The sequence below is a fragment of the Agrobacterium sp. LR_9 genome (assembly GCF_041954855.1).
Classification (GTDB): domain Bacteria; phylum Pseudomonadota; class Alphaproteobacteria; order Rhizobiales; family Rhizobiaceae; genus Agrobacterium; species Agrobacterium leguminum.
This window is the reverse complement of sequence record NZ_JAVAYA010000002.1, coordinates 221,001-245,276: the sequence shown is the minus strand read 5'-3', so window position 1 is coordinate 245,276 and position 24,276 is coordinate 221,001. Positions and strand designations below refer to the sequence as shown.

30 protein-coding genes are annotated in these 24,276 nt (G+C 66.1%); 3 read left to right on the top strand and 27 right to left on the bottom strand.

What is annotated here, in order from left to right:
• Positions 1–4 precede the first annotated feature (4 nt).
• From RAC79_RS03625 to RAC79_RS03520, 22 genes are all read right to left on the bottom strand, one after another.
• On the bottom strand, positions 5–286 hold the full coding sequence (locus tag RAC79_RS03625) for a VirB3 family type IV secretion system protein (protein ID WP_374996902.1): 282 nt from the start codon (positions 284–286) through the stop codon (positions 5–7).
• A complete protein-coding gene (locus tag RAC79_RS03620; protein ID WP_374996901.1) occupies positions 286–618 on the bottom strand; it encodes a TrbC/VirB2 family protein in 333 nt (110 codons plus the stop codon). Before RAC79_RS03620 ends, RAC79_RS03625 begins: the two co-directional genes overlap by 1 nt.
• Positions 615–1,550 (bottom strand): P-type conjugative transfer ATPase TrbB, encoded by a 936-nt coding sequence (gene trbB / locus RAC79_RS03615; protein WP_374996900.1) that lies wholly within the window; start codon positions 1,548–1,550, stop codon positions 615–617. The genes RAC79_RS03620 and trbB overlap by 4 nt, the downstream gene beginning before the upstream one ends.
• 217 nt (positions 1,551–1,767) lie before the next feature.
• A complete protein-coding gene (locus RAC79_RS03610) occupies positions 1,768–2,202 on the bottom strand; it encodes a ribbon-helix-helix protein, CopG family (RefSeq protein WP_374996899.1) in 435 nt (144 codons plus the stop codon).
• A gap of 7 nt (positions 2,203–2,209) precedes the next feature.
• Positions 2,210–4,201 carry a conjugal transfer protein TraG gene (locus tag RAC79_RS03605; protein WP_374996898.1) on the bottom strand — a complete coding sequence of 664 codons (1,992 nt, stop codon included), beginning with the start codon at positions 4,199–4,201 and terminating at the stop codon, positions 2,210–2,212.
• A 28-nt stretch (positions 4,202–4,229) separates the two neighbouring features.
• Positions 4,230–5,966 carry a relaxase/mobilization nuclease domain-containing protein gene (locus RAC79_RS03600; RefSeq protein ID WP_374996897.1) on the bottom strand — a complete coding sequence of 579 codons (1,737 nt, stop codon included), beginning with the start codon at positions 5,964–5,966 and terminating at the stop codon, positions 4,230–4,232.
• A 244-nt stretch (positions 5,967–6,210) separates the two neighbouring features.
• Complete coding sequence (locus RAC79_RS03595; RefSeq protein ID WP_374996896.1) at positions 6,211–6,975, bottom strand: lytic transglycosylase domain-containing protein; 765 nt, start codon at positions 6,973–6,975, stop codon at positions 6,211–6,213.
• Between the two features lie 3 nt (positions 6,976–6,978).
• Complete coding sequence (locus RAC79_RS03590; RefSeq protein WP_374996895.1) at positions 6,979–7,326, bottom strand: DUF736 domain-containing protein; 348 nt, start codon at positions 7,324–7,326, stop codon at positions 6,979–6,981.
• A 36-nt stretch (positions 7,327–7,362) separates the two neighbouring features.
• Positions 7,363–7,908 (bottom strand): S26 family signal peptidase, encoded by a 546-nt coding sequence (locus RAC79_RS03585; protein ID WP_374996894.1) that lies wholly within the window; start codon positions 7,906–7,908, stop codon positions 7,363–7,365.
• A complete protein-coding gene (locus RAC79_RS03580; RefSeq protein WP_374996893.1) occupies positions 7,905–8,426 on the bottom strand; it encodes a DUF2840 domain-containing protein in 522 nt (173 codons plus the stop codon). Before RAC79_RS03580 ends, RAC79_RS03585 begins: the two co-directional genes overlap by 4 nt.
• The gene (locus RAC79_RS03575; RefSeq protein ID WP_374996892.1) at positions 8,423–8,677 is read right to left on the bottom strand and encodes a hypothetical protein; all 255 of its coding nucleotides are present in this window, start codon (positions 8,675–8,677) and stop codon (positions 8,423–8,425) included. Before RAC79_RS03575 ends, RAC79_RS03580 begins: the two co-directional genes overlap by 4 nt.
• Positions 8,674–9,312, bottom strand: a complete 639-nt coding sequence (gene parA, locus RAC79_RS03570; RefSeq protein WP_374996891.1) for a ParA family partition ATPase — start codon at positions 9,310–9,312, stop codon at positions 8,674–8,676. The genes RAC79_RS03575 and parA overlap by 4 nt, the downstream gene beginning before the upstream one ends.
• Before the next feature lie 208 nt (positions 9,313–9,520).
• Positions 9,521–10,405 (bottom strand): replication initiator protein A, encoded by an 885-nt coding sequence (locus RAC79_RS03565; protein WP_374996890.1) that lies wholly within the window; start codon positions 10,403–10,405, stop codon positions 9,521–9,523.
• Between the two features lie 11 nt (positions 10,406–10,416).
• Positions 10,417–10,698: an AlpA family transcriptional regulator gene (locus tag RAC79_RS03560; protein ID WP_125333913.1), complete on the bottom strand. Its 282-nt coding sequence runs from the start codon at positions 10,696–10,698 to the stop codon at positions 10,417–10,419.
• Between the two features lie 135 nt (positions 10,699–10,833).
• A complete protein-coding gene (locus RAC79_RS03555; protein WP_235824250.1) occupies positions 10,834–11,241 on the bottom strand; it encodes a DUF2285 domain-containing protein in 408 nt (135 codons plus the stop codon).
• 37 nt (positions 11,242–11,278) lie between these two features.
• A complete protein-coding gene (locus RAC79_RS03550; RefSeq protein WP_374996889.1) occupies positions 11,279–11,590 on the bottom strand; it encodes a transcriptional regulator domain-containing protein in 312 nt (103 codons plus the stop codon).
• 129 nt (positions 11,591–11,719) lie between these two features.
• Positions 11,720–11,986: a DNA -binding domain-containing protein gene (locus tag RAC79_RS03545; RefSeq protein WP_374996888.1), complete on the bottom strand. Its 267-nt coding sequence runs from the start codon at positions 11,984–11,986 to the stop codon at positions 11,720–11,722.
• Between the two features lie 93 nt (positions 11,987–12,079).
• Positions 12,080–12,337: a hypothetical protein gene (locus RAC79_RS03540; RefSeq protein ID WP_374996887.1), complete on the bottom strand. Its 258-nt coding sequence runs from the start codon at positions 12,335–12,337 to the stop codon at positions 12,080–12,082.
• 187 nt (positions 12,338–12,524) lie between these two features.
• Positions 12,525–12,851, bottom strand: coding sequence for a DUF736 domain-containing protein (locus tag RAC79_RS03535; protein ID WP_125333910.1), 327 nt, complete (start codon positions 12,849–12,851; stop codon positions 12,525–12,527).
• A gap of 563 nt (positions 12,852–13,414) precedes the next feature.
• Positions 13,415–13,858, bottom strand: coding sequence for a hypothetical protein (locus RAC79_RS03530; protein ID WP_374996886.1), 444 nt, complete (start codon positions 13,856–13,858; stop codon positions 13,415–13,417).
• A 141-nt stretch (positions 13,859–13,999) separates the two neighbouring features.
• Positions 14,000–14,167 carry a hypothetical protein gene (locus RAC79_RS03525; RefSeq protein WP_167381816.1) on the bottom strand — a complete coding sequence of 56 codons (168 nt, stop codon included), beginning with the start codon at positions 14,165–14,167 and terminating at the stop codon, positions 14,000–14,002.
• A 275-nt stretch (positions 14,168–14,442) separates the two neighbouring features.
• On the bottom strand, positions 14,443–14,913 hold the full coding sequence (locus RAC79_RS03520) for a MarR family winged helix-turn-helix transcriptional regulator (RefSeq protein ID WP_374996885.1): 471 nt from the start codon (positions 14,911–14,913) through the stop codon (positions 14,443–14,445).
• A 144-nt stretch (positions 14,914–15,057) separates the two neighbouring features.
• Here RAC79_RS03520 and RAC79_RS03515 point away from each other — a divergent pair, with 144 nt between their 5' ends.
• On the top strand, positions 15,058–15,855 hold the full coding sequence (locus tag RAC79_RS03515; RefSeq protein ID WP_374996884.1) for an alpha/beta fold hydrolase: 798 nt from the start codon (positions 15,058–15,060) through the stop codon (positions 15,853–15,855).
• Between the two features lie 115 nt (positions 15,856–15,970).
• Here RAC79_RS03515 and RAC79_RS03510 read toward each other — a convergent pair whose 3' ends face one another.
• From RAC79_RS03510 to RAC79_RS03500, 3 genes are all read right to left on the bottom strand, one after another.
• Positions 15,971–16,894, bottom strand: coding sequence for a DUF2493 domain-containing protein (locus RAC79_RS03510; RefSeq protein ID WP_374996883.1), 924 nt, complete (start codon positions 16,892–16,894; stop codon positions 15,971–15,973).
• Positions 16,895–17,190: 296 nt separating this feature from the next.
• The gene (locus tag RAC79_RS03505) at positions 17,191–18,228 is read right to left on the bottom strand and encodes a toprim domain-containing protein (RefSeq protein WP_374996882.1); all 1,038 of its coding nucleotides are present in this window, start codon (positions 18,226–18,228) and stop codon (positions 17,191–17,193) included.
• Positions 18,228–22,550: a strawberry notch-like NTP hydrolase domain-containing protein gene (locus RAC79_RS03500; RefSeq protein ID WP_374996881.1), complete on the bottom strand. Its 4,323-nt coding sequence runs from the start codon at positions 22,548–22,550 to the stop codon at positions 18,228–18,230. The genes RAC79_RS03505 and RAC79_RS03500 overlap by 1 nt, the downstream gene beginning before the upstream one ends.
• 226 nt (positions 22,551–22,776) lie before the next feature.
• Between RAC79_RS03500 and RAC79_RS03495 the strand changes: the two genes are divergently transcribed.
• The gene (locus tag RAC79_RS03495) at positions 22,777–23,151 is read left to right on the top strand and encodes a hypothetical protein (RefSeq protein WP_374996880.1); all 375 of its coding nucleotides are present in this window, start codon (positions 22,777–22,779) and stop codon (positions 23,149–23,151) included.
• A gap of 151 nt (positions 23,152–23,302) precedes the next feature.
• Positions 23,303–23,572: a hypothetical protein gene (locus RAC79_RS03490; RefSeq protein ID WP_374996879.1), complete on the top strand. Its 270-nt coding sequence runs from the start codon at positions 23,303–23,305 to the stop codon at positions 23,570–23,572.
• Here the strand turns inward: RAC79_RS03490 and RAC79_RS03485 are convergent.
• On the bottom strand, positions 23,545–23,769 hold the full coding sequence (locus RAC79_RS03485; RefSeq protein ID WP_374996878.1) for a DUF6117 family protein: 225 nt from the start codon (positions 23,767–23,769) through the stop codon (positions 23,545–23,547). The genes RAC79_RS03490 and RAC79_RS03485 overlap by 28 nt on opposite strands.
• Complete coding sequence (locus RAC79_RS03480; protein WP_374996877.1) at positions 23,766–24,179, bottom strand: hypothetical protein; 414 nt, start codon at positions 24,177–24,179, stop codon at positions 23,766–23,768. The genes RAC79_RS03485 and RAC79_RS03480 overlap by 4 nt, the downstream gene beginning before the upstream one ends.
• Between the last annotated feature and the right edge of the window lie 97 nt (positions 24,180–24,276).

Genomic DNA, 24,276 nt, shown 5'->3' with positions numbered 1-24,276 from the left:
CGCCTCAGACGTTCAGGTGACCGGGGATGCGGAGGTGCCGGCGGCCAACGTCGACGAATTGCGGGTCGCGCTTCGCCGCCCAGACGGCAGCGAAATGGCCGATGGCCCAGAGACCGAGGCCGACCAGCCAAAGGCGAAGGCCGAGGCCGATAGCGGCGGCGAGCGTTCCGTTGAGAATGGCAATCGCCCGCGGTGCGCCGCCGAGCAGGATGTGCTCGGTCAAGGCTCGGTGGACCGGGACGGCGTAGCCCGGCACGTCGCCGCCGCTCTCGATCAGGCCAGCCATCAGACGAGCGCTCCGCCGCCGAACGAGAAAAACGACAGGAAGAAGCTGGACGCGGCGAAGGCGATCGACAGGCCGAAGACGATCTGGATCAGGCGACGGAAACCGCCCGAGGTATCGCCGAAGGCCAGCGTCAGGCCGGTGACGATGATGATGATCACCGCGACGATTTTCGCGACCGGGCCTTCGATGGATTCCAGAATCGATTGCAGCGGCGCTTCCCACGGCATCGAGGAGCCGGAAGCGTGGGCGGCAGGCGCCAGCAGGACGCTGGCCAAGAGCACGGACGTGGCCGTCGCCACATGGCGACGGAAATGCAGGGCACAGCGGATCATGCAGGTTCTCCTTCGGGGGGCTGGGTTGCAGGGCGGACGTGGTAGTCGCCATTGGGGCTGAGGCCCTCGACGCGGCCGAGTTCGGCCAGGCGGCGAGTGGCGCCCCGGCCTGAGAGGACGGCGACCAGATCGATCGTCTCGGCGATCAGCGCGCGCGGGACGGTGATCACGGCTTCCTGGATGAGCTGCTCGAGGCGCCGCAGTGCGCCGAGCGCGGTGCCGGCGTGGATCGTGCCGATCCCGCCAGGATGGCCCGTGCCCCAGGCCTTGAGCAGGTCGAGCGCCTCGGCGCCGCGCACCTCGCCGATCGGAATACGGTCTGGCCGAAGGCGGAGCGAGGATCGGACGAGATCGGAGAGCGTCGCGACGCCGTCCTTGGTGCGCATTGCGACCAGGTTCGGCGCGGCGCACTGAAGCTCGCGGGTGTCTTCGATCAACACGATGCGGTCAGAGGTCTTCGACACCTCGGCAAGCAGCGCATTGGTCAGCGTCGTCTTGCCGGTCGAAGTGCCGCCTGCGACGAGGATGTTGTGGCGATCGGCGACCGCCTGGCGCAGGATGTCGGCCTGCTCGGCCGACATGATGCCGCCTTCGACATAGTCCTGCAGGGTGAAGACCGCGACAGCCGGCTTGCGGATCGCGAAGGCCGGCGCCGCGACGACGGGCGGCAGAAGCCCTTCGAACCGCTCACCCGTTTCCGGCAGCTCAGCCGAGACGCGCGGATTGCCAGCATGAACCTCGGCGCCGACATGGTGGGCGACGAGGCGCACGATGCGCTCGCCATCGGCCGCCGACAGCCGCTCGCCCGTGTCGGACAACCCTTCCGAAAGACGGTCGACCCAGAGACGGCCGTCGGGGTTGAGCATCACCTCGACTACGCTGGCGTCACCGAGGAAACCGGCGATGGCAGGGCCAAGTGCGGTCCGCAGCATACGGGCGCCGCGAAGTATCGCCTCAGATTTCTCGGAAGAGACTGCCACGTTGTCCCCGTTCTTTGCGGGACCGCGTCAGGCCGCCCCTGGATCGGGGATGATTAAGAGAACTGGAAATCAGTCCGCGGCAACAGGTGTCAGGGCGTAGTAGTAGCCTAGCGTGCAAAGACAGGTGGTCGGCGGAATCGACGATTACTTGAGTTGCCGCAATCGATGCTTATTGCGCGTCGCGCGCGGGGTCTATGTCCTCGGAAATCTCCTGCCGCAGCTTCGGCCCCTTGGCGAGTCTGCGGCCGAGCGCGGCGACGAAGGCGTCGTAGCGCTCTCCAGCCTGCGCCCGCGCTGCCGCCTGCGCCGGCTCGGGCAGCGGCGGATTAGTGGTCAGCCAAAAGCGCACGAAGACCGCCAGCATCTCGACCGAGATGCCAAGGTCGCGCTCCATGCGCGTCATGCGACGGTCGAGCTGATCGAGGCGTTTGGTCGTCGCCGCTTCCTGACGCTCGGCAGCGTCAGGCGAGAGGAAGGATGCGATCGCTGCTTCGGCGATCAGCGAACGCGACTGATCGCGCCGCGCGGCATAGGCGGCGAGCGCCTTCATCACCTCGGGTTCGAGATAGACCGATAGCCGCTGCTTCTTCGACGGATTGGCCATAGGCGTCTCAGAGCTCCATGCCGTCGTTCGGGTCGAGCGCGACCTGGCGCGCCACGCCCTGCATGATCTGGTTGGCGCGGCTGACCCGAGCCGTGTCGTCATCGGCCTCATCGTCGAAGCCGTCGAACTCATTCTCGATCGGCGCCTTCTTCTCGCTCGGCACGGCGCGGTCCAGCTCCGGCTGGCGACGCCGTTCCGATCCGGTCGGATCATCGTCGCCGGTGTCTGCGGCGCCGGATGGGTCGGCGGACGCGATGCTCGGCGGGCGTGCCGGAAGCGGCAGCCGGCTCCAATCGTCCGTTCCATGGTGTTCCGGCCTAGTGAGCTTCGGCGGCTCCATGATCCGATCCTTGAATCGGCGATCCTCGTAATAGCGCGCCTTCTTCGCGCGGATCGGCGGTGTGCCTGCCACCATGACGATCTCGTCGGCCGGCGGGAGCTGCATAATCTCGCCCGGGGTAAGCAGCGGCCTTGCGGTTTCCGAGCGCGACACCATCAGGTGGCCGAGCCAAGGCGAGAGCCGATGGCCGGCATAGTTGCGCATGGCGCGCATCTCGGTCGCGGTGCCGAGCGCATCGGAGACGCGCTTGGCCGTCCTTTCGTCGTTGGTCGCGAAACTGACCCGGACGTGGCAGTTGTCGAGGATCGAATTGTTTGGGCCATAGGCCTTCTCGATCTGGTTCAGCGACTGCGCGATCAGGAAAGCCTTCAGGCCGTAGCCGGCCATGAATGCCAGCGCCGATTCAAAGAAATCGAGCCGGCCAAGCGCCGGGAACTCGTCGAGCATCAGGAGCAGCCGGTGCCGGTTGCCCTTGGCCTTGAGGTCCTCGGTCAGGCGCCGGCCGATCTGGTTGAGGATAAGCCGGATGAGCGGTTTGGTCCGGGCGATGTCTGACGGCGGTACGACGAGGTAGAGGGTCGTCGGCTGCGGAGCTCCAACAATGTCGGCGATGCGCCAGTCGCAGCGCCGCGTCACTTCGGCGACGACGGGGTCGCGATAGAGGCCGAGGAACGACATGGCGGTCGAGAGAACGCCGGAGCGTTCATTGTCGGATTTGTTGAGCAGCTCGCGCGCCGCCGACGCGATCACCGGATGCGGTCCGCTTTCCTCGAGATGGGCGGTCTTCATCATCGCCGCCAAGGTCGACTCGATCGGCCGCTTCGGATCGGAGAGGAAGGCGGCGACGCCGGCGAGGGTCTTGTCCTCCTCGGCGTAGAGGACATGGAGGATCGCGCCGACCAGGAGCGCGTGGCTAGTTTTCTCCCAGTGGTTCCGCTTCTCGAGGCTGCCTTCCGGATCGACGAGGATGTCGGCGATATTCTGAACGTCCCTGACTTCCCACTCGCCGCGGCGCACCTCCAGCAGCGGATTGTATGCGGCCGATTTCGCATTAGTCGGATCGAAGAGCAGCACGCGACCGTGCCGCGCACGGAAGCCGGCGGTCAATGTCCAGTTCTCACCCTTGATGTCATGGACGATGGCAGAGCCCGGCCATGTGAGCAGCGACGGCACGACAAGGCCGACGCCCTTTCCGGATCGCGTCGGAGCGAAACAAAGCACATGCTCGGGCCCGTCGTGACGAAGATAGGCGCGGTCATACTTGCCGAGCACCACGCCGTCGTCGCCGAGGAGACCGGCGCCGCGGACCTCGTCACGACGCGCCCAGCGCGCTGAGCCGAATGTCTCGGCATTCTTCGCCTCCCGAGCGCGCCACACCGACATGCCGATGGCGACCGCGATCGAGATGAAGCCGCCGGAGGCCGCGATATAGGCGCCCTCCACGAAGATTGGCGGGGCATAGGCGTCATAGAAGTACCACCACGGGAAGAAGGACCACGGAAGGTAGATCGGCCAGTCGCCGAGCATGAACCATGGCGGTCCGAGCTGGGGCTGGAAGCCGAGCCTGTAGGCCGTCCATTGCGTGGCGGACCACGTCGTCAACAGGACGATGGCGAAGACAGTGAGGATCTGCCCCCAGTGGATCTTGGTGGCGGACATGGCGGGGTCCTTTCGCTTGGGATGGTGATCACAGGCCGAGCCCCCGCTGGCGGCCGAAGCTCCAGTCGACGCCGCCGTCGCTCCGGGCGATGCCGGAGACGTGACGGCCGAGCTGCTTTTGGATTGATGGCGTCCAGGGCACGAGGCTGAACCCGAGGCCGTCGTCGATCATCGCGAAGCGACCGCTCGCGAGGGTCAGCCGTCGCTGGTAGGTGCCGGTGACATACTCGCCAGACTCGGGCTTGACCTGCGGCCGACCGGTCTCGGCGGCGATGCGTTCGCCGACGGCTTCGAGCTCGCGACGCCGCAACTTGTCGATCAGGCCGGGCTGGAAGCTGACGCCGCGCTTCTGGCGTTCGGCGAGACCTTGGCCGATCAGGTGCTCGGCCCGCCGGTCCATGGCGTCGCGCACCTCGGCGCCGAAGCCGCCACCGAGCGCGACGGGCTCGCGCGCGATGTTCTGCCTGTCGAGCCATGTGGCGCCCGTCGCAGAGACCTGCCTCTCGATGTCGAGGTCGGAGCGCACCGCGATCGCCGCGCGGCGCTGGCCGCGCGCATCGTCGAATTTTCGAAGCTCAACGATCGAGCCCGGCGCGCTGTCGCCGGCCGCGTCGAGGTCGGGCAGCTTGATGTGGTGGGTGCGACCGTCGACGCCATCGACGACCGCGAAAGCCGTCCCCTTCAGCTCGTCGTCGAGGCCGCGGGCGACCAGGCGGCCGATAACCGGATCGTTCAGGCTTTCGGACGCCAGCACATAGCTCGCCGCGCCGCGCTCGATGCCACGCTCGGTCAGGCCATGGTGGATGCGCTTGATGATGTCGCCGCGCTCGCCGAGCTCGCGCAGCGTCGCCTCGGCCTTCTCCGAGATGGTCCACTGTCCCGGACCGATTTCGTCGGCGAGCCCGAGCCCTTCGAGCTTGCGCAGCCGCCCGACCTTCAGTGCGTGGAATTCGTCGGGCTGCCGATCAGCCTGCGGCGCGAGATCGATGACGCCGGTGCGATAGGCGTCGCGGGCGAGCTGCCGATCGAGATTGGTCCAGCGGTCGGCGTCGATCTGGCGCTCCAGCGTTTGCCGGATCTCCTGATCGGTGCGCGGGCCCAGCTCCTGGGTGATGAGGTCGCGCGCCCGATCGCGCATGCCCTCTTTGATATAATCGCGCGAGATGACCAGGTTCTCGCCGTCATCGCGCACGCCGCGCACGATCAGATGGACGTGCGGATGCTCGGTGTTCCAGTGATCGACTGCGACCCATTCGAGCCGCGTGCCGAGATCCTTCTCCATCTGGTCGACCAGCTCACGGGTGAAGCCCTTGAGGTCGGACATCTCCAGCGCGTCGTCCGGCGAGACGATGAAGCGGAAATGGTGGCGGTCATCCTCGGACCGCTCCGCAAAATCCTTGGCGTCGACGTCATCGCCGCCCGGACCGAACAGGCGGGCCTTCTCCCCGCCACGGGTGACGCCGTCGCGGCGCAGATAATCGAGATGCGTCGAGAGCGGCGCGGACCGCCCGCTGTGACGGACGACGCGCGCCTTGATGACCGCGCCGCGCGAGCGTGCGGTGATGAGGCGGTTCGCCTGGATGGAGGCGCGCTGACCGCGCCCGAACCGTGACCGCGCGCCGGACCCGATCTTGCCTTGCCGGGAGACGCTGCCGCCGGCCCGCTGGGCGGCCGCCAGCGCCTGGGCGATGAAGGGCCGCGCCCGCTGCGCGCTGGTCGAACGGATGCGGCCAGGCCGGATGCGGAATTCGTGCTCGTCGGTCATGCCCGACGCTCCGCACATCGCGCCAACGCGATGATTTCTCTTGCAAATGCGCCGACGCGGAGGCTGCGCCGATCAGGCGCACCTCGCGAAATTGCGCCGTAAGTCCTTGAAAAAGCACAACCGAACCAAGGCGCACATCGCGCCCCTTTATCCTGCCATCGTGCGGTTGTGCTTTCGGTCTTTCCTCCCAACGCCTTCCAATCTGCGCCGGGGTTCGCCATGCTGCGATGGACGGGTGCGACGCTCATCGCGGGCCTGCCGGCTCCCGACGGGGCACAAAGATCCCGCCGGTCGGGTTCGCATCCGCCGTCGCATCGCGCGGTGGAGCCGCATTGTCGCCGTCGCGAGAGTGCGCTTCCGTCTGCACAGGATCTGCGCCGCGACCGCGATCCGCGGCGCTGATGAAGAGCGGCGCGCGCGTCCATGCTTGCGGGTCGGCGATAGCGACGGCGACAACAGGAGCCGATGGTTCGCCGCCGACAAGAGGTGCGAGTTGGGCGACATACGCGCGCGTCTCGGCCGGCAATGGCCGGCCGTTCGCGAGGTGCTGGTCGTATCGGCCAGGCCCCGCATTGTAGGCGGCGAGAAAGCCCGGAGCGCCGTATCGATCGTAGAGCTCACGCATGTAGGCGGCGCCCGCGATGATGTTGTCGCGGGGATCGAATGGATCGCTGCCAAGCCGATACCGGGCGCGCAAATATGCCCAGGTATCGGGCATGATCTGCATCAGTCCCATCGCGCCCTTGGGCGAGACGGCGCGCACGTCATTGGCGCTCTCGACCCGCATGAGCGCACGAATCCATGCGACCGGAATGCCGAACCGCTGCGAGGCCTCCGCTACAAACGGGGCGAACGGCGCGCCGACCTCGGCCGAAACCGGCGGCATCGACTGCGCGTGCCCGGGCGACGTCGGCGAGACGACGACTGACAAGCCGGAAAGGAGAAGGAGGACCGTCAGCCGGGCGGCGCTAGACCGCCCAACGACAGTGTTATCAAGGCGGGCCAGCATCGATCAGTCCCGCTCGCCGCGCTTTGGCGCACGGTTCCAGTGCAGGCTCCAGTTCGATTGATTGTCGGTAGACTGGAACAGATGGGCGCGGATCGGCTGCAGGAAACTTGGATCATCGAACTGCAACGAGACATAGTCGCCAGCCTTCTCCCCGGTGCGTTTCCACCCTGCACCGATCTCCGCGCCGGTCTCATTGTTCAAGCTGTCGAAGACATGGACGCGGTAGTCCGGCGTATTCTCGGCGTCGGACGGCTCGGCGGGGAGGATGATGATGTCCTGGTGGAGCGAGAGGGTCTGTAAGTGGCCGATAAAGCCGGAATCGTCGCGGATGAATTGGCCAATCTGGGGCATGGTCGTCTCCTTGGGGTTGGGGGTGGAAGCGGCGGTTCAACGGGTAGGCGCGCGCCACACGTAGCGGCCGTCGCCGTGCTCATCGGTCCAGAGCGGCGTCGCTCGGCCGATCACTGTGCTGGTCGGCAGCGGGCCGAAATATCGACCGTCCAGGCTGCCGCTGACCGACCAGTTCATCAGGAAAAGCTCGCCGTCGGCGATGCGTCGGCAGCCCTGCCAGACGGGCAGAGAGCGGCCGAGATGATCGCGATCGAGCGCATCGCCCATCGGCACGCCATCGACGGTGATGGCGTAATCGCGGCGGCAGACCTGTTGGCCAGCAACACCTGCGATCCGCTTCATCAAGGGCACGCCACGGCCGATATAGCCGCGTTCGACCATGAAGGCGGCGAGCGGCTCCGGCGCGCGGACGGCGACGAGATCGGTGACCTCGAAGCGGTCGGCCGGGGCGATGCTGTAAAGCCCGATCGGCGTGCTCGCCGACGCGTTCCAGATCAGCTTTTTGGGGAATTCGACGAAGGCGGCGATCGCCGTTCCCATGGTCAGGACGTAGGTGACCATGACGTAGCCGAAGCGGCTCATGATCCGACCCTCCGGCGCAGGAGGAATGCCTTGTGGAGCTGGACGGTGTAGGGTCGCGGCTGTTCGCCGGCGACCATGCGGTTGTGGACGTGACGCCAATGATCGGGCGAGACGTCGCTAGGATCGATGCCCGTCGCCTCGATCGCGTCGATCATCTGCAGCACACGTTCGACTTTGGGCCAGCCCTCGACCTTGAGCAGGATGTCGCCGCCGGGGCGAACGAAGGGCACGGTCTGCTGCGGCTCGCCAGCGCGCGTGGTGCGCAGCACGTCGATATGCGAGGCGATGGTCCCATAGTCGTTGGCGACCCAGCGCACGAATGCGAACACGCTGTCCGGGGCGAAGCGAAGCACGCGCCGACGGCGGTCGAGGACCTGTTCGCTTACCTCGCGGCCGAACCTGATCCAGTTCTCGATACGCTTCTCGACCCAGGTGAGCTCGACTTCGGTCAGGTCGTCGGACGGCGGCGCGGCCGGTCTCGGCTCGCCGCGCGCATGGATGGCGGCAGTGCCCGTCATGTCGCGTCTCCAGTGCTCTCAGGGAATTCGCGCGCGAGCAGCTCGCGCAGCATGTCGGCCACGGTGACGCCGCGCTGAAATGCGGCGATTTTGATCCGGGCGCGCTGGGCCGGCGTGACGTCGATCGTCAGCCGTGCCGAGTAGATCGCGGCGTCAGGCACGCGGGGCGCAGGCGCATCGGCGGACCTGATCCAAGTCTCCGCATCGCCTGGTCGGATGGCGAAGGCCCGCTTCGGAGACGTCGCTGTCATGGCGCGATCCTTCCGATCTCGGTAACAAGCGCGGCGATCTCGCGCGCGGCGGCGCTGTCGCTGTCGATTTCGCTGACCAACCGCCCGGTCTGTGCCGTGTCGGCGAAGGCGACGCGCTGGCCGATCCTGGCTGCGAGCAGCGGCGGGTCATGGTCGGCGAGCGTTTCGGCCGTCTCGCGAGCGATGACCGTGCGGGCGGCGCAGCGGTTCAGTACGAAGCGAGCGGCGAGCTGAGGGCGGTAGATGCGTGCCTCGCCGATCAGGGTCAGCATCTCGGCCGAGGCCCAGCCGTCGAGCGGCGATGGCTGCACCGGGATCAGCACCAGGTCGGCGGCGAGCAGCGCCGAGCGCATCAGCCCCGCGACGCGCGGCGGACCGTCGATCACGACGTGATCGGCGTCGCGGGCGAGCTCCGGCGCCTCGCGATGGAGCGTGTCGCGGGCGAGCCCCACGACCCCGAACAGCCGCTCCAGCCCCTCCCGGTTGCGCTGTTGCGACCAGTCGAGCGCGGAGCCCTGCGGGTCCGCATCGATTACGGTGACGCGCTGGCCACGCTTGGCCCATTCGCCTGCAAGATGGAGCGCGATCGTCGTTTTGCCGACGCCGCCTTTCTGGTTGAGCAGCGCGACGATCATGACGGTCTCCCGGCGATCGGGGACTCGTCCACACGGCTCGAAAAAGCCGTTTCCGTTAGAAAGATTCCGAAGGAATCTAGGTTAGAGAAGTTACGGGGCTCGCAAGTCACTGATTCAGCGAGCGGATTCGGCGATTCCGGTCCCCGATAGCACGAGGATCGGGTCCTCGATGGCACGATGGGTCCGGTCCCTGATAGCACGAGACGATTCACAGCTTATCCCCAGGGCGCTTGGTCGAGCGGCGGCGCTGGCGGGGAAAGCCGAGCGCGTTCGGATCGATGGGTTTGAAGGAGAGGATTTCGGGACCGCCGAGGCACTGCTCGATGGTCAGGCGATAGCCCGGCAGCGGCTGTCGGCGGACGATGTCGCGCAGGTCGTAAGCGAAGTGCTTGAGCGGCGAGAGCGAGCCGGACTTGGCGTGGAGATGCGGGAAATCGAAGCTCCAGCCGAATTCCTGCTTGCCGCCGTGCTTGCGCACGAGGCGATAAAGCCAGCGCTCCAGGCCACCAGTCAGACCGAAATAATTGCGGTCGATCGTCAGCACGAGCGCGTCGTCGAGAACGGCAGCGTAGAACCAATCCGGCACGATCAGCTCGAGGCCGAGCGGCCGACCTCTGGCGTCGGCGCGCTCCTTCCATTCGTTAATCCAGGAGAAGCGGTGCAGCCGCCGCTCTGTCGGCTGACGGATAGACGTCGCCACCGTGGTCGACTGCAAGCGGTCGAGCGCGGCCTTCAATCGGTCGTAGTCGCGCAACGAAACACCGCGGCCGATGAACTGCAGAATCTCGTAGGGCGTGGTCGCCATCAGGCGCGATGGCCGCAGACCGGCGTCGCGCGCCTCGACGATCTGGGAGGCTGCCCAGATCAGCACGTCGGCGTCCCAGATGGTGGCCATGCCGTGCTCGGGAACGGCCTCCACGCGGATGACGATGGAGCCGGCTTTGAAGTTGATCGGCGCCAGTCGCTTGGACTTGCCGAGCGCAAAGAACGGGTACGCCATCAAGTCCTGCGCGTCGCGCGGCGCTAGATCGCCGGGGAGCGCCCGGAAGAGATCGAGCTGCTCACGTTCACTGCTGTGATGGCGCGCCGGCATCTGCTGGTCGCTCAGCGCTGCGGCGCGGGGTTGCCTGCCGCGCCGTTCGTTTCGTGACGTTTCGCCGGCAGGATGGTGTCGCTTTCGGCGGTCGAGTTCTTGGTGCCGCGGTTGGCCCAGGCTTGCAGGTCGGCGATCGCATAGACCACGCGGCCGCCTAACTTCTTGAAGGCCGGTCCGGTGCCGTAGGTGCGGTGCTTTTCCAGCGTGCGGCCCGACAGTCCGAGGAAGCGGGCCGCCTCCGGCGTGCGCAGGAAGCGTGGTGGAACGTGGACAGTCGCACTTTCGGCCATGATCGAAGCTCCGTGTGGTGCTGGGTGGCTGCCGGATGTCGGCGGCGGTTCCAGCGCACGGTCGTTCGCTCAGGCGCGATCCACGATGTCGAAGATTTGAGGGAATAATCGACACCCCTTCGGGTGCCGGTCCGGCTAGGGCTTGCGCGGGCGCTTCAGGAGGTCGCGATAGCCGCCATTGACGAGCTTCATGCCGTCGCGGGCGAGACGGATGGTCGTCTCCCGGAGCGCGTCGCCCGCCCATGACGCGGCCTCGATGTGGTGCTTCGGGAAGAGCACGGTCGCAATAGCCCGGTAGCTCTCCCGTTCGAGCCGGGCATCGACGGCGCGCAGCATCTGTCGTAGGCGCTGCCGGCGCTGCGGCGTGACGCGCGGGTCAGGCGGCGCCGGTGGCGCGCGCAGGCCGCGCCAATAGCGGGCGAGCGCCTCCAGACGATCCGGTGTGGCCTCGTCGAGCAGGACGATCGCGACGGCGGGCGGCTGCGCGCCGTCCAGTCCGTGACTGCGCGTGCGCATCACCTCATCGCCCACGCGGATACGCATGTCGGTGACATCGTGGGATGTACGCAGCGATGCCCGGTCAGCAGTAGGTGCGGGTGCAACCCAAGTCGGGAGCGCCTGCAAGATCAGCATCCAGGGATCGGCTGTCGGCGTCCAGGCGGCGTTCGCGCTGGGGGCCGGAAGGTCGGGATCGGCCGCGAAAGGATAACCCCCATTTGGCCGAAAGAGCTGCAGCAGCCTGATCTTCTCGAAGACCTCTTTGCTTCAGCCGGTTATAGTCTTGCTGATACTCGGGATTACGCCTCAGAAATTCCCAGGCCAGGTCCGGAGCGTCCAACTCATTCACATAATCATAGGCGGTTGAGATCCGCCATGTGCCTTGCTCCGGCATCCTTGGCCTCCCATTGCGTCGCTGAGCGCGAGAACTGCAAGCCCCAACGATTCTCGGTTGAGTGGCATTTTGGGAAGCCCGAAGGCGCGTGTGGGTGATGCAAGATCTGCATCACTGGGCGCTCAAGGGTTAATGAAAGCTGGATCGTATAAGATCGCGGAAACCGTTGTTGGTCATCCAATGCGCTCGCGCCAGATGGTTTTGATACATAGCTTCGGCGCGTACGTGATCGGTCTTCGGATCGATGCCGAAGATGATCTTGGCTACTTCTTCCCAGGGCGCGCCTTCACTTTCCGCATCGAGTAGGCGCAGATAGGTCGCGAGATGTGCGCGGTCATAGTCAGTGAGCCGCGCATCCGTCGGTGGCTTGTCGAGAAAGTCGGATTTGCCGCTCATAGTTAACGTCCCCATCGCGTCTTATCCGAAACGGAGGGAGTTTGCACGACGCCCATAGCGTAGAAATGACGGCGCAATGCGGCATTGTTGAGCTTAGGCGCGCCGAGAAGGCCGCTGGCGATTTTGCCGAACAATCATCACTCCTTCGCCCTGATCGGAGTTGAGGAAAACGATGCCGTTCTCCTCAAGGGCTCGGCGGACCTGATCGCGCGTCGACTCATGCACGGGGAGCCCGTTCGCGGACTCCACGCGCTTCAGAGCAGTCAGCGATACCAGGGCCTTGTCAGCGAGCGTCTCCTGATTCCAACCAAGTAACGCGCGGGCGGCCCGTGACTGTCGGGCGGTGATCATGCATGACCACCTCCTACAGTCCGGACTTCGCACGCTACGAAAACGACTATAATAGTCGTCCTTGGTCGGTTTGGCGAGCCGAAAGTCGCTCTGCGGCCTGTTATTGCCAGCCTCACCATGCGAACTGATTCGGTCGCCCTGAACGCCGAAGGCCCCGGCCTTCCCGGCCGGGGCCTTGCGCTTTGCCTCAGTCGCCGCGCCGGCCGTTGGGACGGGACCAGATCAGCGAGAAGGTGTCGCCTTCCTCGTCGTCGAAGAGGTTGGCGTAGATCGGGGCGTTGAAGCTCGGATCGTCGAGCTTGAGGCCTAGATAGTCGCGGCCCTCGCTGGAGCGCTTGGACCAGGCGGCGCCGATCTCGGCGCGGCCGACCAGAACCCGATGGCTGGGTGCGTTCTCGCCGGTGGCGCGCTGGTCGGGGACGATGCGCACGTTCTTGGCCTGGACGCTGAGGGTGACGATTTCGCCGGTGAACTCGTTCGAGCCGGTCTTCTTGAATGTGCCGATGGTCGCCATTTTAAGTCTCCGTTTTCCGTTCCCGAGCCCGCACCATTGCGGCCTCGATGGCGATCGGTTGGCCGGAGGCGATCGACGGCGCACCCCGAAGGGGCCTGACAGCTAAGGAGGGCTTTCTTGTCTCGCGAGGAATGACGGTGTAGCCGGCAGGGGAAGAAAGTTTGACGCCGCTGTTGCGTCATAGGCGATCGAGGCGCAGCCGGCCTTCGGCCAGATCAGGCCATTTGAGAGGCCGTTTGGAGCGGTCGAGGTACGGTCAGACAACGGAGAAGTTGGCAGCCGTCCAGCATCGGCAAACCGGCGTCATGATATGATCACCGGCTTCGTCTCCTCCTGGCAGGCCGACGCCGCTGCATACTGGCCCGCCACCGCCACCACGCGAGATCGCCGCGCCGGATGTCCCGTGTCCCGCCGACACGGCTCTGCTCGTGCAGCGCTCCAGCGAGAGCCGCTTTTCCGGATCAGCGTCGATCTCCGCCACACACGCCCATCGCTCCGACATGAGACGACGGGTGCGACCACGCCCTCTGCTGCCCTTATCCTCCTGACGGCGATAACGAAGATCAGGCTTGCGCAAGATCCCGGGTGGACGGGACCGGAGCCGCCGCCAGCCCAGCTACCCGCACGAAGGCGGTGATGCCGACCGCGACGGCGCCGATGATGGAGAAGGTGATCTGCCACGCGTCGGACGGCATGAGGTGCTTCACGATGCCATGGGTGGCATGGAAACCAGCGATCGCCGCCGGCGCGACGAAAGCTGCGGCCACAATCAACTTCAACCACATGGGGCGGACGAAGGTGATGAGCAAATGGCCAGCGGCGAGCGTGATCGCGGCCGCGACGGCGCCGACGAGGATGGCGCCCGGGATGCCGGCACCCGTGCCGTGCGCCCAGGCGCCCGCAGTTACGCCGACGAACGCCGGCAGTGCAAAGACGGCCAGCGTGAACAGCAGCCAGCAAAGCAGGCCTATTGCAGCGAGGGATGCAAGTATTGCGACGATCATCATGGTGGTAGCCTCCGTATGGACAAGGTCTGACGGGCGCGCCTTCCACCACCACCACGGCGCGGCTGAAGTATACCGCAAGAGCGCGCGTGCCGGGAGCGGAAATCGGCGGCGATTTCCGCACTTGCGACCGGGTCGCCCCAGTCATGGGGCGAAGGGGTCGATTTCATGGACGATCGCGGCGGTGTCGCCGTCATATTCGCTGGCGGGTGTTACCGACAGCGTCCCGTCTCCGGCCTGGAAGATGACGATGGCGGCCATCAGCGTTGTTGCGAGGCTGAAGGCGAAGGCATGAGCGTCGTTGAGAGACATCGATCCGGCTCCTGTTCCGAGCGGAGGACCATCCCCCGCTGACAGGCGCCCGACGTGTCGGACTGAGCGCTGCAATCACCGCGCAGGCGTAGCCGCAGCGGCGGCATGCTCGCATAGCCGACCCTTCGCGGTTTGATGGCGTCAAGCGATCAGTCGGACCAAGGATCAGCGCATAAGTCCGGGGGGTGGTCTCGAGGTCGGAATGGCCGGTCCCTCAGGGGCGCTTGTCGGAGCCTACTGCCTTCCTCGCACGCAGGTTCGCCACAGGTCGCTGGTCACGTAGGCGAGGTCCAGCCAATCATCTGCGTGTAGATTGCGTCGCGAAGCTCCCTGACGTCGCGGTTCAGGTCGCTCAGGTGTTGCGCACTCTGCCCAGATGCGGTCAACAAAGCCTCGCCAAGGCAGCCCGCCCGTGATCTCAAGGCGCGGCCCTGGTCGGTCAGCGCGACCACTACCTGACGTTCGTTTTCCGGGTTCCGCGTGCGGCGCACCAGGCCGGAGGCTTCCAGCCGCTTGAGCAAGGGAGTCAGTGTGCTCGACTCAAGCGCCAGTTTCTCAGCAATGCCGCCCACCGTTTGCTCGTTGTCGCGCCACAGCACGTTCAGCACGAGATACTGCGGGTATGTCAGCCCGAGTCCATCGAGCAAGGGCTTGTACACGCGTTGAATGGCCATACCCGCTGAGTAGATGGCATAGCAGAGCTGGTCATCCAGCGGGACGGGATTGTTCGGTTTTTCCTTGGTCATGGCAGCTCCTTCTCATCCTACATATAGGGCTACGCCGCAAAAATAAATATCGCGATAACATTTATGCTGGACAAGCGACCGGGGCCGGGTTATCAGATTGTTATCGCGATAATGGTTATCGTGAGGTGCAAAGGAGAAATTCACATGACGACGAGGATGAAAAACCTCCTAGTAGCGACGGCCGCTGCAGCGGGCCTAGCCTCTGCAACGCTCGCGCATTCGGCTGAACCGGCTGCTCCTCAGAATGGGCCCGCCAGGAATGTTGTGCTCGTTCACGGAGCCTTTGCCGACGGTTCGGGCTGGAGGGGCGTTTATAACGAGCTCACCACACGGGGTTATCGGGTTACGATCGTCCAAAACCCTCTGACATCGCTCGCTGACGACGTTGCTGCGACTCGGCGCGCGCTCGATAGGTTAGACGGCCCTGCTATCCTCGTGGGCCATTCATGGGGCGGGACGGTCATCACCGAAGCGGGCGTCCACCCGAACGTGGTGGGGCTTGTCTATGTTTCTGCACTCTCGCCTGACGCCGGCGAGACGACATCCCAGCAATACGAGGGCTTTGCCGCCACGCCGGACTTCGTGATCGAGACGCAGCCTGACGGGTTCGGCTTCATAAAGCCGGAGAAGTTCAAGGCCGGTTTTGCTGCCGATGCTAGCGATGCCGACGCGGCCTTCCTGCGGGACTCACAGGTTCCTATCAATATGTCCGTGTTCGGCACCAAGCTTGAGAATGCGGCTTGGCGAAGCAAGCCCAGTTGGGCGGTGATCGCGACAGAGGACAAGGCATTCGACGTCCGGATGCTACACAGCATGGCAACTCGCATCGGTGCTGAAATCACCGAGGTAAAGGCCAGCCACGCGCTTTTCATGACGCAACCGAAGGCAGTCGCTGACGTGATCGTTCGCGCCTCTCAGGACGCGCAGGCTGCGTCACGCTAATGCTGAATAACGAAGGGGCAGAGGGGCGGTAATTCTTGTTTCTTCCGCCGCTCTGCTGCTCCTCGGAACATCTCAACGGTCGGTTCTAGCGCCGGTGTTGAGTTCAGGGCGGCGCTCACGCGCCGCCGAACTTCCAGACCGGAATGCCGAGCTTCTTGGCCTTGTCGGCGAGGTTGTCGTGGATGCCGGTGCCCGGGAAGTGCATCACGCCCTTGGGCACGATTTCCAGGATTTCATCATTGCGCTTGAACGGCGCTGCCCGGCCATGCTTCGTCCAGTCGGGCGCAAAGCCAATCTGCGGGACATTGCGGTTCTTTGCCCAGAGGGACGCGATTTTCTCGGCGCCCTTCGGCGACTTGCCGTGGATCAGCACCATGTCGGGATGCTTCTCGTGAACCTGGTCGAGCTTGGCCCAGATCAGACGGTGGTCGGCATAGTCTAGCCCACCGGTGACGACGATCTTCGGGCCCGGCGGCAGGAGCACCTCCTGGTCTGCACGCTTCTTGGCCATCAGGAAATCGCGGCTGTCGATCATCGCCGAGGTCAGGTTGCGATGGTTGACCTTCGATCCGGTGCGTGGGAGCCAAGGCTTGCCGACGTGGCGTTCGTAGTGCTCGGCGGCCTGATCGCGCATCAGCTCGAAGGCGTTCTGGCGCTCAATCAGCGTGATGCCCTCGGCGATCAGGCGCTCCAGTTCGACGGACTTCACCTCGCTGCCGTCCTGTTCGCGCTGCGCCCGCTTCTGGGCCTGCTCATTGTCGTCCAGTTCCCGGCCGATCCGTTCGGTGGCGCGGTGGAAGACGTTGACGGTCGACCAAAGGAGATCGTCGAGGTCGGGCTCGAGGCGCGTTTCCTCCAGGGTGCTGATCAGGGCGTCGAAGATGTCTGCTACGGCGCCCGCGACCTGGTTGCCGTCGGGAAGAAGCCGCTGGTCGGGTTCGTCGGCGAAGGGGCGGTAGCCGTGGAGTTGGAGTTCGTTGAGGACATGGTCTGTGGGTGAGGATTCGTGGTGCGGTTCGTAGTCGTCGTGATCGCGCATGGGATGCTCCGTCGGTTGGACCGCGACCGTCGCGGCCTTCATGGCGACGAAGCCCACGGGCCGGACGGCCGGGCACCCGGAGCGCAGCGCAGGGCTCGATGGCTAAGGCCGACTATTTTGCCTCGCGATGGAAAGCGGCCTTCAGGCCGCGCCGGAAAATAGTCGGCCGCCGCCATTGCCCGGCTGGCCGGCTTGTGGGCCGATCGCCCTCTCGAAGGCCGAGGCGCGGTCCCCCTCCGATGGATTGATGCATCCGCCGAGCACGGCGTCGAGCCGCTGGCGCGTTCTCCTGCCGACTATGCCGCCAACGCCATGAAGCGCGCGACGTCCTGCGGCGCGACCTGCAACCGGGCTTCCGTCCGCAGTGCGTCCAGTCCGAGGGTGCGCAGATCTTCGTTGAAGTCGCCCAGCTCCGGCGAGATGACGATCGCCTCGATCCCGGCTGCGTTCGCCCGCTCGATGAGTGTGTCGCGGGCCCCGTCACCGGCCGGATCGTTGTCGCGAACGATGTAGAGCCGCCGTAGCGTGTCGGGGAACAGGATGGCGGCGAGGTGCGCCGCCGAGAGCGCCGCCAGCATCGGCATGTCGGGAAGGACCTGCCGGAGCGACAGGACGGTCTCGATGCCTTCGCCGGCCGCCATCACATCGCTTGCCGTTCCGAAACGCACAGCGTTGCCGAGAAGATCGCCGATCGCCCGCCTCGGCGTGTCGATCGGTGCCTTGTCGCGGCGGCAGGGATCGAGCCAGGTGCGATGCGCGCCCGCAATCTTGCCGTCGAGGTCGGTGACGGCTGCGATCATCGCCGGCCAGGTCTCGGTCGGCGAATACTCGTCAGGTCGATAATAGCAGCGCGGGTGGTAATGCAGGCCTCCGGTTCCGCGTAAATCCGTAATCCCGCGTTCCCGCAAATACGCCTGTACGAGTGTGCCGAGGATCGGCTGCGACATGCGAACCAGCCGACGCGCTGCGTCGGGCGAGCCATGCGGCGCTGGGTTCTGCCGCTGGTGCTCACGGGGTGCCGGCTCCGGCGGCGGCATGCTGAGGAAGGTCCGGGCTTCGTCGGCGACGTCCTTGAAATCTAACATGCCGCAGCTTTCCCGGATGACGTCGAGGAGATCGCCATGCTCGCCAGTCGCCGCGTCGGTCCACTTGCCGGCTGGACCTTTGGGCGTGTCCTTGAGCCGAACATACATCGAGCGACCAGGGGTATTGCGCGCGTCGCCGACCAGCCAGTAGCCACCCTCGCGACGGCCGCTGGAGAGATAGTGCCGGCACACCGCCTCGGCCTGCCGGCCGAGACTGCGCGCGAGATCGGAAGCGTCCTGACGTGCCATCACGCGGCCTCCCGCTCGGAGATGCGCTGCACCGGAAAGATGTCGAGCAGCTTGGCGAGCACGGTCGGGCCGCTGGCGTCGACCGGCACGAAGAAGCGGAGCTTCCACGAGATGATCTCACTGAAAAGACCATAGGCCCGCAGCCGGTCTCGCATCGCCTCGGTGAAACCGGTCAGCTCCAATCGCTGGGTCCCCATGACGCGCGCGCGGCGGAGCTGAAGGCCGCCGGCGAGATCGAGGATCGTCGCGCCTTCCATCAGCGCCGTGAAGGCCTGATCTGGAGTCAGCGACGCAGCTCCCGTGGTGACGGCGTTCGCCGCCCAGGCGGGCGAGACGCGGCGGCCGATGATGCGCTCGCCGGCATCGGTCTGGAGCCGATAGACGCGTGTCGATTCGTTCGGCAGCCGCTTCCAGATCGGCAGCAGCAGGCCGGCGACGATATGGATCGTGCTGTCGGAGAACTCGGGCACGTCGTTGAGCTCCGCCCACCACGCTGCTGCGAAGGCTGCGCGATCGGCTTCCTCCCAATGGCTCTCATCCATCACGCGTAGCGGCGCGTAATGCTGCTCCAGCGGTCGGATCAGGCAGACGCGGCGTTCGATCTCGCCATCGTCGAGCATCATCGATGGCGCGGGAATCTGCACGGCGGCGCGGTTGGAGCGACCGTTGACCAGGAGCCGTGCGCGCGGGTCGGAGAGATGGTCGAGCGCGTCGGCGAGACTCGTCGGCCGATTGCGCTCGCGGCGGGTGATGGTGAGCAGCCGAGTTTGCGCGCCCGTGCCCGGATGGGTGTGGATCACCTGGCTGTCGGTGACGACGAAGCTCTCGGCCTGCAGTGTCTCGAGCCCGATGTCGTAGACGCCGCTGCGGATCGCGCCCTCGACCTTGGCGGTCAGGAGCTGCTCGAAAGCCGTGAACAGCACGCCCTGCAGATCGATGGTGAGCGCCAGCAGGCGGTTGAGGAAGGTGGTGATTGGCGGCAGTTCGTCCTTGATGCCGTTATCGTCCATCAGCTTGAGGCCCGTGGCGGACTCGAAGCGGTCGAGCGAGCAGCCCTCGACCTTGCCGCGGACAAGCAGGAGATAGAGCTGGCGCAGCGCGTCGCGGGCATAGGCGCTTTCCAGATTGTCCTCGGGCCGGAACAGGCCCTGGCCGCCGGTCTGGCGCTGCCCGCGTGTGATGGCGCCGAGGGTGTCGAGCCGGCGCGCGATCGTCGAGAGGAAGCGCTTTTCGGCTTTCACGTCCGTGGCGATCGGCCGGAAGAGCGGCGGCTGGGCCTGGTTGGTGCGGTTGGTGCGGCCGAGCCCCTGGATCGCCGCGTCGGCCTTCCAACCCGGCTCCAGGAGATAGTGGATGCGCAGGCGCTGGTTGCGAGCGGCGAGATCAGCATGATAGCTGCGCCCCGTGCCGCCTGCGTCCGAGAAGACGAGGATGCGTTTCTGGTCGTCCATGAAGGCGGCCGCCTCGGCGAGATTGGCTGACGCCGCCCGGTTCTCGACAGCAAGGCGTTCGCCCTTGCGCACGACTCGGCGCGACCGGCCGGTGACCTCCGCGACCACATCCGTGCCGAAGTGTTGGACGATCTGGTCGAGCGCGCCGGGCACGGGCTCAAGCGATGCGAGCCGTTCAATCAGCTCGTCGCGGCGGGCGACGGCTTCCCGGCTCTCAACCGGCTGGCCGTCCCGGTAGACTGGCCGCGACGACAAATTGCCCTCGCTGTCTGAGAACGGCTCGTAGAGCTGCACCGGGAAGGAATGGGCGAGATAGTCGAGAACATATTCGCGCGGCGTGATGTCGACGCGGACGTCGTTCCATTCGTCGGTTGGGATCTCGGCAAGGCGGCGTTCCATTAGCGCTTCGCCGGTAGAGACGATCTGGATGACGGCCGCGTGCCCGTCGGCCAGGTCCTGCTCGATCGAGCGGATCAGCGTCGGCGTCTTCATGCTGGTCAGGAGGTGGCCGAAGAAGCGCTGCTTCGCGCTTTCGAAGGCCGACCGTGCGGCCGACTTCGCCTGCCGGTTCAGCGTGCCGCTGTCGCCGGTGATGTTGGCGGCCTGCATCGCGGCATCGAGATGATTGTGAATGATGGCGAAGGCGCCGGCATAGGCGTCGTAGATGCGGGTCTGTTCGGGCGTAAGCTGGTGCTCGACCAGCTCGTATTCGACGCCGTCATAGGAAAGCGACCGGGCGGTGTAGAGGCCAAGCGCACGCAGGTCGCGCGCGAGCACCTCCATCGCCGCGACGCCGCCATTCTCCACCGCCTCGACGAACTCGGCGCGATTGGCGAAGGGAAAATCGTCCCCGCCCCATAGGCCGAGCCGCTGGGCATAGGCGAGATTGTGGACGGTGGTCGCACCCGTTGCCGAGACGTACACGACGCGGGCGTTCGGGAGCGCGTGCTGGAGCCGGAGCCCCGCACGGCCTTGCTGCGATGGGGCCACATCACCCCGTTCTCCCTTGCCGCCGCCGGCGTTCTGCATCGCATGGGACTCGTCGAAAATGATCACTCCGTCGAAATCGGAGCCCAACCATTCGACGATCTGCTTGACCCGCGAAAGCTTCTCCCCGCGGTCGTCGGACCGTAGCGTAGCGTAGGTTAGAAATAGGACGCCTTCGTTGAGCCGGATTGGCGTGCCCTGCGGGAAGCGCGAGAGCGGTGTGACCAGCAGGCGCTCCATGCCGAGCGCCGACCAGTCGCGTTGCGCATCCTCCAGCAGTTTGTCCGACTTCGAAATCCAGACGGCCTTGCGGCGGCCCTGGAGCCAGTTGTCGAGAATGATGCCGGCCGATTGGCGGCCCTTGCCGGCGCCAGTGCCGTCGCCGAGCATGAAGCCCCGCCGAAAGCGGACGGCGTTCGGCGCATCGTCGGTGGCGGCGTTGACAAGATCGCCGGTCGCATCGACGGTCCAGGCGCCGGCGAGATATTCGCCATGGGCCTCGCCGGCATAGATCACCGTCTCGAGCTGGGCGTCGGACAGAACGCCCTGGCTGACGATCGCGGCCGGAAGCGTCGGACGGTAGCTCGGCTTCGGCGGCGCGACCGACGCCATGGCGGCCGATTGCACCAATTTGGTGGGATGAGGTTGCGCGCCCGGGATGCGGATCGACTGGAGCGCATAGGCCTCGTAGATCGAGTCCGACATGCTGCCATCCTCGGGTGGCGCCCAATCCACGATCTCATAGTCGAGCGGCACGCCTCCGATCTGCGCCAGGTGCCGAGCGGGCGCGGCGGCCGCCGCCCGGGCGAGATAGCCGCACACCGTGCGCGGCGCGGCGTCCGGTTCGACCTTTGGCACGGCGACGGCCATGCGCGTCGGAACATCGCGCTGGATCCAGGCGAGCAGCGTCCCCACGTCCGGCGCGACACCGGGAGATTCGGGGAAGCGAGCCGCATCTTCGGCTGGCGCCTTGTCGATCACGGTCAGGCGCGTCTCGATGGTTGTGCCCTGCTTGGCATAGACCGAACCCGCGATGGCTGCGGTGAACACGACGCGGCCGCGCTCTTGCAGCCGGACGAAGCTGTCCTGCCAGGCCGGCAGCTCGGGCGAGAAATTCGCCCCGGTGATCGCGACCAGTCGGCCGCCCGGTGCGAGCCGCGCCAACGCTGAGGCGATGTGGCGATAAGCGGCGTTCGCCACGCGACCGGAGACATTCGCCATGACTGAGAACGGCGGGTTCATGATGACGACGCTGGGGATGGCGGCCCGATTGAGATGATCGTCGATCTGAGCGGCGTCGAAGCGCGTGACGGCAATGGCCGGAAAGAGGGAGGCGAGGAGATCGGCGCGGGTCTCGGCCAGCTCATTGAGGATAAGATCGGAACCGGCGACCTCTACAAGGACTGCGAGCAGGCCCGTGCCGGCCGACGGCTCCAAGACCCGGTCGTCGGGCGTCAGCGAGGCGGCGGTCAAGGCCGCGAGGCCGAGCGGCGTCGGCGTTGAGAATTGCTGAAAGGCCTGGGCCTCCTCAGACCGGCGCGTGTGGGTCGGCAGCAGGCGGGCGAGCTTGGTCAGCGCGGCGAGCCGTGCAGCCGGAGACGCGGCTTTGCGGAAAAGCGTCTTTCCGTATTTGCGCAGGAACAGGACGGTTGCTGCCTCACAGGCGTCGTAGGCCGCTTTCCAGCCCCAGGCACCGCTGGCGTCGGACGCGCCGAAGGCCTGTTCCATGGCGCTGCGCAGGATCGGGGCATCGATCGCGTGCCCTTGTTCGAGGTGAGGAAGTAGGCGGTTGGCGGCGGCGAGAATAGCGGCAGCCGGAGGCGCGCCGGGCGCGAGCGGAAGAGAGGCCGCTGGAGCGGCTCTGGACACGGGTGCGTTAAGCATTGAGGATACCTCGAAAGAGCGGAAGACGGACGAGCCGGCCCAGCGCTCTCTCTCGACCGGACGGGCTCGAACCCGTCCCGGCCGACCTCTCACTCTGACGCGGTCGGCGCCCGTTCTATCGCTCCGGCTTCCAGCGGCAGCGATGGGACGCTAATCTCGGTTGGGAATATTAGCCGCGCGGCGTCTTCTTCGACGGGCTCGCCGCGCTGCGCGAAAGGCAGACGGCATGAAGGGAAGCGCGATCGGCATCCTCGTGGCGGGATGCCTAGCAGTCGGATTCGGCGCGGGCTTCGTTCTCCGACCGGTGATCTCGCCCGTCGCCGCTTCGGCCGTTGCGGCGTCACCGGCCTTGGCTTCCAGCGTGGCGCAGCCCAGCGAGGAAGAGGCGACGGCCGCCGTCCGGCGCCATCGTCGGTTCACAGGCACGTCGCTCGAACGGGCGACGCTGAAGCTTGGCGACTGCTCGCGGGGAGGTGTCGGTCCCGGCGTGACCTGCATGACGCAACTCGTCATGGACCCGAGGAAGCCTGGCGCGGCTCCGCAGAACCGCCCGATCGGCTTCGCCCGGGTTAACGGTCAGTGGGAAGTGGCCGTCTGGTAGCGCAGTCGAGATCGACAGCGAGCTGGCAGCCACGTTCCTCGCCAATGGCGAAGGTTTCCTACCGGGCGCAGACACGGCCGATCGCGAAGATGCGCGCGAGATCTGCTACGCGATCGCCATTGCCATCGAGCTGGCACTGAAGGCGTTCCTCGTGGCCCAGGGCTGGAGCGACGATCGCTGCCGCAACAACGTGCGGCACGATCTGGAGAAGGCGCTGGCGTTCGCTAAGGCCGCAGGTCTGAAGGCAACGGCCGAGCTGGACGGCACCGTCTCAGTGCTGAACGCCTACTATCCGAAGCACGCCTTCGGCAGCTTCGTCGTGCCGGCCGGCGACGCGGCGTTTCCGGTCAAGGCCCGAGCGATCGTCGCCGACCTCATCGACCGCGTCCGCCCTTACGTCGAGGCGTCGGGCGGACCGTAAAGCTCGAAGGGGTTGCCGTCGGCGAGATGGCCGAACGGCGTGAACATATAGTTGTCGCCATCGCGCCCAACGGCGCAGATCACGTAGCGGATCTCGCCCGTCGCGACCTCGGTGCATTCCAGCAGCGCCAGGTCGCCGCTGGCCGCAGCGCGCAGCAACGTCTGGAAGTTCGCGCGGGCATGGTCGGGAATGCTCATCGCGCGCCTCCCTTTCCAAGGCGGTCGGCGAGCCAGCGCCCGGTGCTGATCCATTCGAGCGTCTCGCCGGTCGAAAGATCGAGCACATGGGCTCCGCCGGAGAAGCCGTTGATGACGGGGTCGGAGGCGATGTTCGCCCATTGGAATCCCCAGCGGCCTGTCAGGCCGAAAGCCTCCGCGCAGCGCGTCACGAAGGTGATCGCGAGCTGCTGGTCGGCGGTGCCGGGGTCGCGCAGCCAAAGGCGGTCCGGGCCGTGCTCGGGCGTCAGCGAGAGCAGAAATGGTTCGGCCGGCGGGTGTTCGCGGGCGTTTTCCGCGATCAGCGCGGTGTAGATGTCAAAGGCGCGCGCCGCGTTGGCGGCCGTGCCAACGTCGAGCAGACATGAGAAGCGGGTGAGAAAATCGGTCATGAAGCGCTCCTGAAACGAAAAGAGCCCGGCGCTGGGCCGGGCTCGGGAAGGATCGGAGGTGGGTTGGGCTAGTAGCCAAACTGCCAAGACGGCCAGG

Excerpts from the sequence above, each read along its gene's own strand:
- RAC79_RS03625 (WP_374996902.1), bottom strand. The coding sequence starts at position 286 with ATGGCTGGCCTGATCGAGAGCGGCGGCGACGTGCCGGGCTACGCCGTC.
- RAC79_RS03620 (WP_374996901.1), bottom strand. The coding sequence starts at position 618 with ATGATCCGCTGTGCCCTGCATTTCCGTCGCCATGTGGCGACGGCCACG.
- trbB (WP_374996900.1), bottom strand. The coding sequence starts at position 1,550 with ATGCTGCGGACCGCACTTGGCCCTGCCATCGCCGGTTTCCTCGGTGAC.
- RAC79_RS03610 (WP_374996899.1), bottom strand. The coding sequence starts at position 2,202 with ATGGCCAATCCGTCGAAGAAGCAGCGGCTATCGGTCTATCTCGAACCC.
- RAC79_RS03605 (WP_374996898.1), bottom strand. The coding sequence starts at position 4,201 with ATGTCCGCCACCAAGATCCACTGGGGGCAGATCCTCACTGTCTTCGCC.
- RAC79_RS03600 (WP_374996897.1), bottom strand. The coding sequence starts at position 5,966 with ATGACCGACGAGCACGAATTCCGCATCCGGCCTGGCCGCATCCGTTCG.
- RAC79_RS03595 (WP_374996896.1), bottom strand. The coding sequence starts at position 6,975 with ATGCTGGCCCGCCTTGATAACACTGTCGTTGGGCGGTCTAGCGCCGCC.
- RAC79_RS03590 (WP_374996895.1), bottom strand. The coding sequence starts at position 7,326 with ATGCCCCAGATTGGCCAATTCATCCGCGACGATTCCGGCTTTATCGGC.
- RAC79_RS03585 (WP_374996894.1), bottom strand. The coding sequence starts at position 7,908 with ATGAGCCGCTTCGGCTACGTCATGGTCACCTACGTCCTGACCATGGGA.
- RAC79_RS03580 (WP_374996893.1), bottom strand. The coding sequence starts at position 8,426 with ATGACGGGCACTGCCGCCATCCATGCGCGCGGCGAGCCGAGACCGGCC.
- RAC79_RS03575 (WP_374996892.1), bottom strand. The coding sequence starts at position 8,677 with ATGACAGCGACGTCTCCGAAGCGGGCCTTCGCCATCCGACCAGGCGAT.
- parA (WP_374996891.1), bottom strand. The coding sequence starts at position 9,312 with ATGATCGTCGCGCTGCTCAACCAGAAAGGCGGCGTCGGCAAAACGACG.
- RAC79_RS03565 (WP_374996890.1), bottom strand. The coding sequence starts at position 10,405 with ATGCCGGCGCGCCATCACAGCAGTGAACGTGAGCAGCTCGATCTCTTC.
- RAC79_RS03560 (WP_125333913.1), bottom strand. The coding sequence starts at position 10,698 with ATGGCCGAAAGTGCGACTGTCCACGTTCCACCACGCTTCCTGCGCACG.
- RAC79_RS03555 (WP_235824250.1), bottom strand. The coding sequence starts at position 11,241 with ATGCGTATCCGCGTGGGCGATGAGGTGATGCGCACGCGCAGTCACGGA.
- RAC79_RS03550 (WP_374996889.1), bottom strand. The coding sequence starts at position 11,590 with ATGCCGGAGCAAGGCACATGGCGGATCTCAACCGCCTATGATTATGTG.
- RAC79_RS03545 (WP_374996888.1), bottom strand. The coding sequence starts at position 11,986 with ATGAGCGGCAAATCCGACTTTCTCGACAAGCCACCGACGGATGCGCGG.
- RAC79_RS03540 (WP_374996887.1), bottom strand. The coding sequence starts at position 12,337 with ATGATCACCGCCCGACAGTCACGGGCCGCCCGCGCGTTACTTGGTTGG.
- RAC79_RS03535 (WP_125333910.1), bottom strand. The coding sequence starts at position 12,851 with ATGGCGACCATCGGCACATTCAAGAAGACCGGCTCGAACGAGTTCACC.
- RAC79_RS03530 (WP_374996886.1), bottom strand. The coding sequence starts at position 13,858 with ATGATGATCGTCGCAATACTTGCATCCCTCGCTGCAATAGGCCTGCTT.
- RAC79_RS03525 (WP_167381816.1), bottom strand. The coding sequence starts at position 14,167 with ATGTCTCTCAACGACGCTCATGCCTTCGCCTTCAGCCTCGCAACAACG.
- RAC79_RS03520 (WP_374996885.1), bottom strand. The coding sequence starts at position 14,913 with ATGACCAAGGAAAAACCGAACAATCCCGTCCCGCTGGATGACCAGCTC.
- RAC79_RS03515 (WP_374996884.1), top strand. The coding sequence starts at position 15,058 with ATGACGACGAGGATGAAAAACCTCCTAGTAGCGACGGCCGCTGCAGCG.
- RAC79_RS03510 (WP_374996883.1), bottom strand. The coding sequence starts at position 16,894 with ATGCGCGATCACGACGACTACGAACCGCACCACGAATCCTCACCCACA.
- RAC79_RS03505 (WP_374996882.1), bottom strand. The coding sequence starts at position 18,228 with ATGGCACGTCAGGACGCTTCCGATCTCGCGCGCAGTCTCGGCCGGCAG.
- RAC79_RS03500 (WP_374996881.1), bottom strand. The coding sequence starts at position 22,550 with ATGCTTAACGCACCCGTGTCCAGAGCCGCTCCAGCGGCCTCTCTTCCG.
- RAC79_RS03495 (WP_374996880.1), top strand. The coding sequence starts at position 22,777 with ATGAAGGGAAGCGCGATCGGCATCCTCGTGGCGGGATGCCTAGCAGTC.
- RAC79_RS03485 (WP_374996878.1), bottom strand. The coding sequence starts at position 23,769 with ATGAGCATTCCCGACCATGCCCGCGCGAACTTCCAGACGTTGCTGCGC.
- RAC79_RS03480 (WP_374996877.1), bottom strand. The coding sequence starts at position 24,179 with ATGACCGATTTTCTCACCCGCTTCTCATGTCTGCTCGACGTTGGCACG.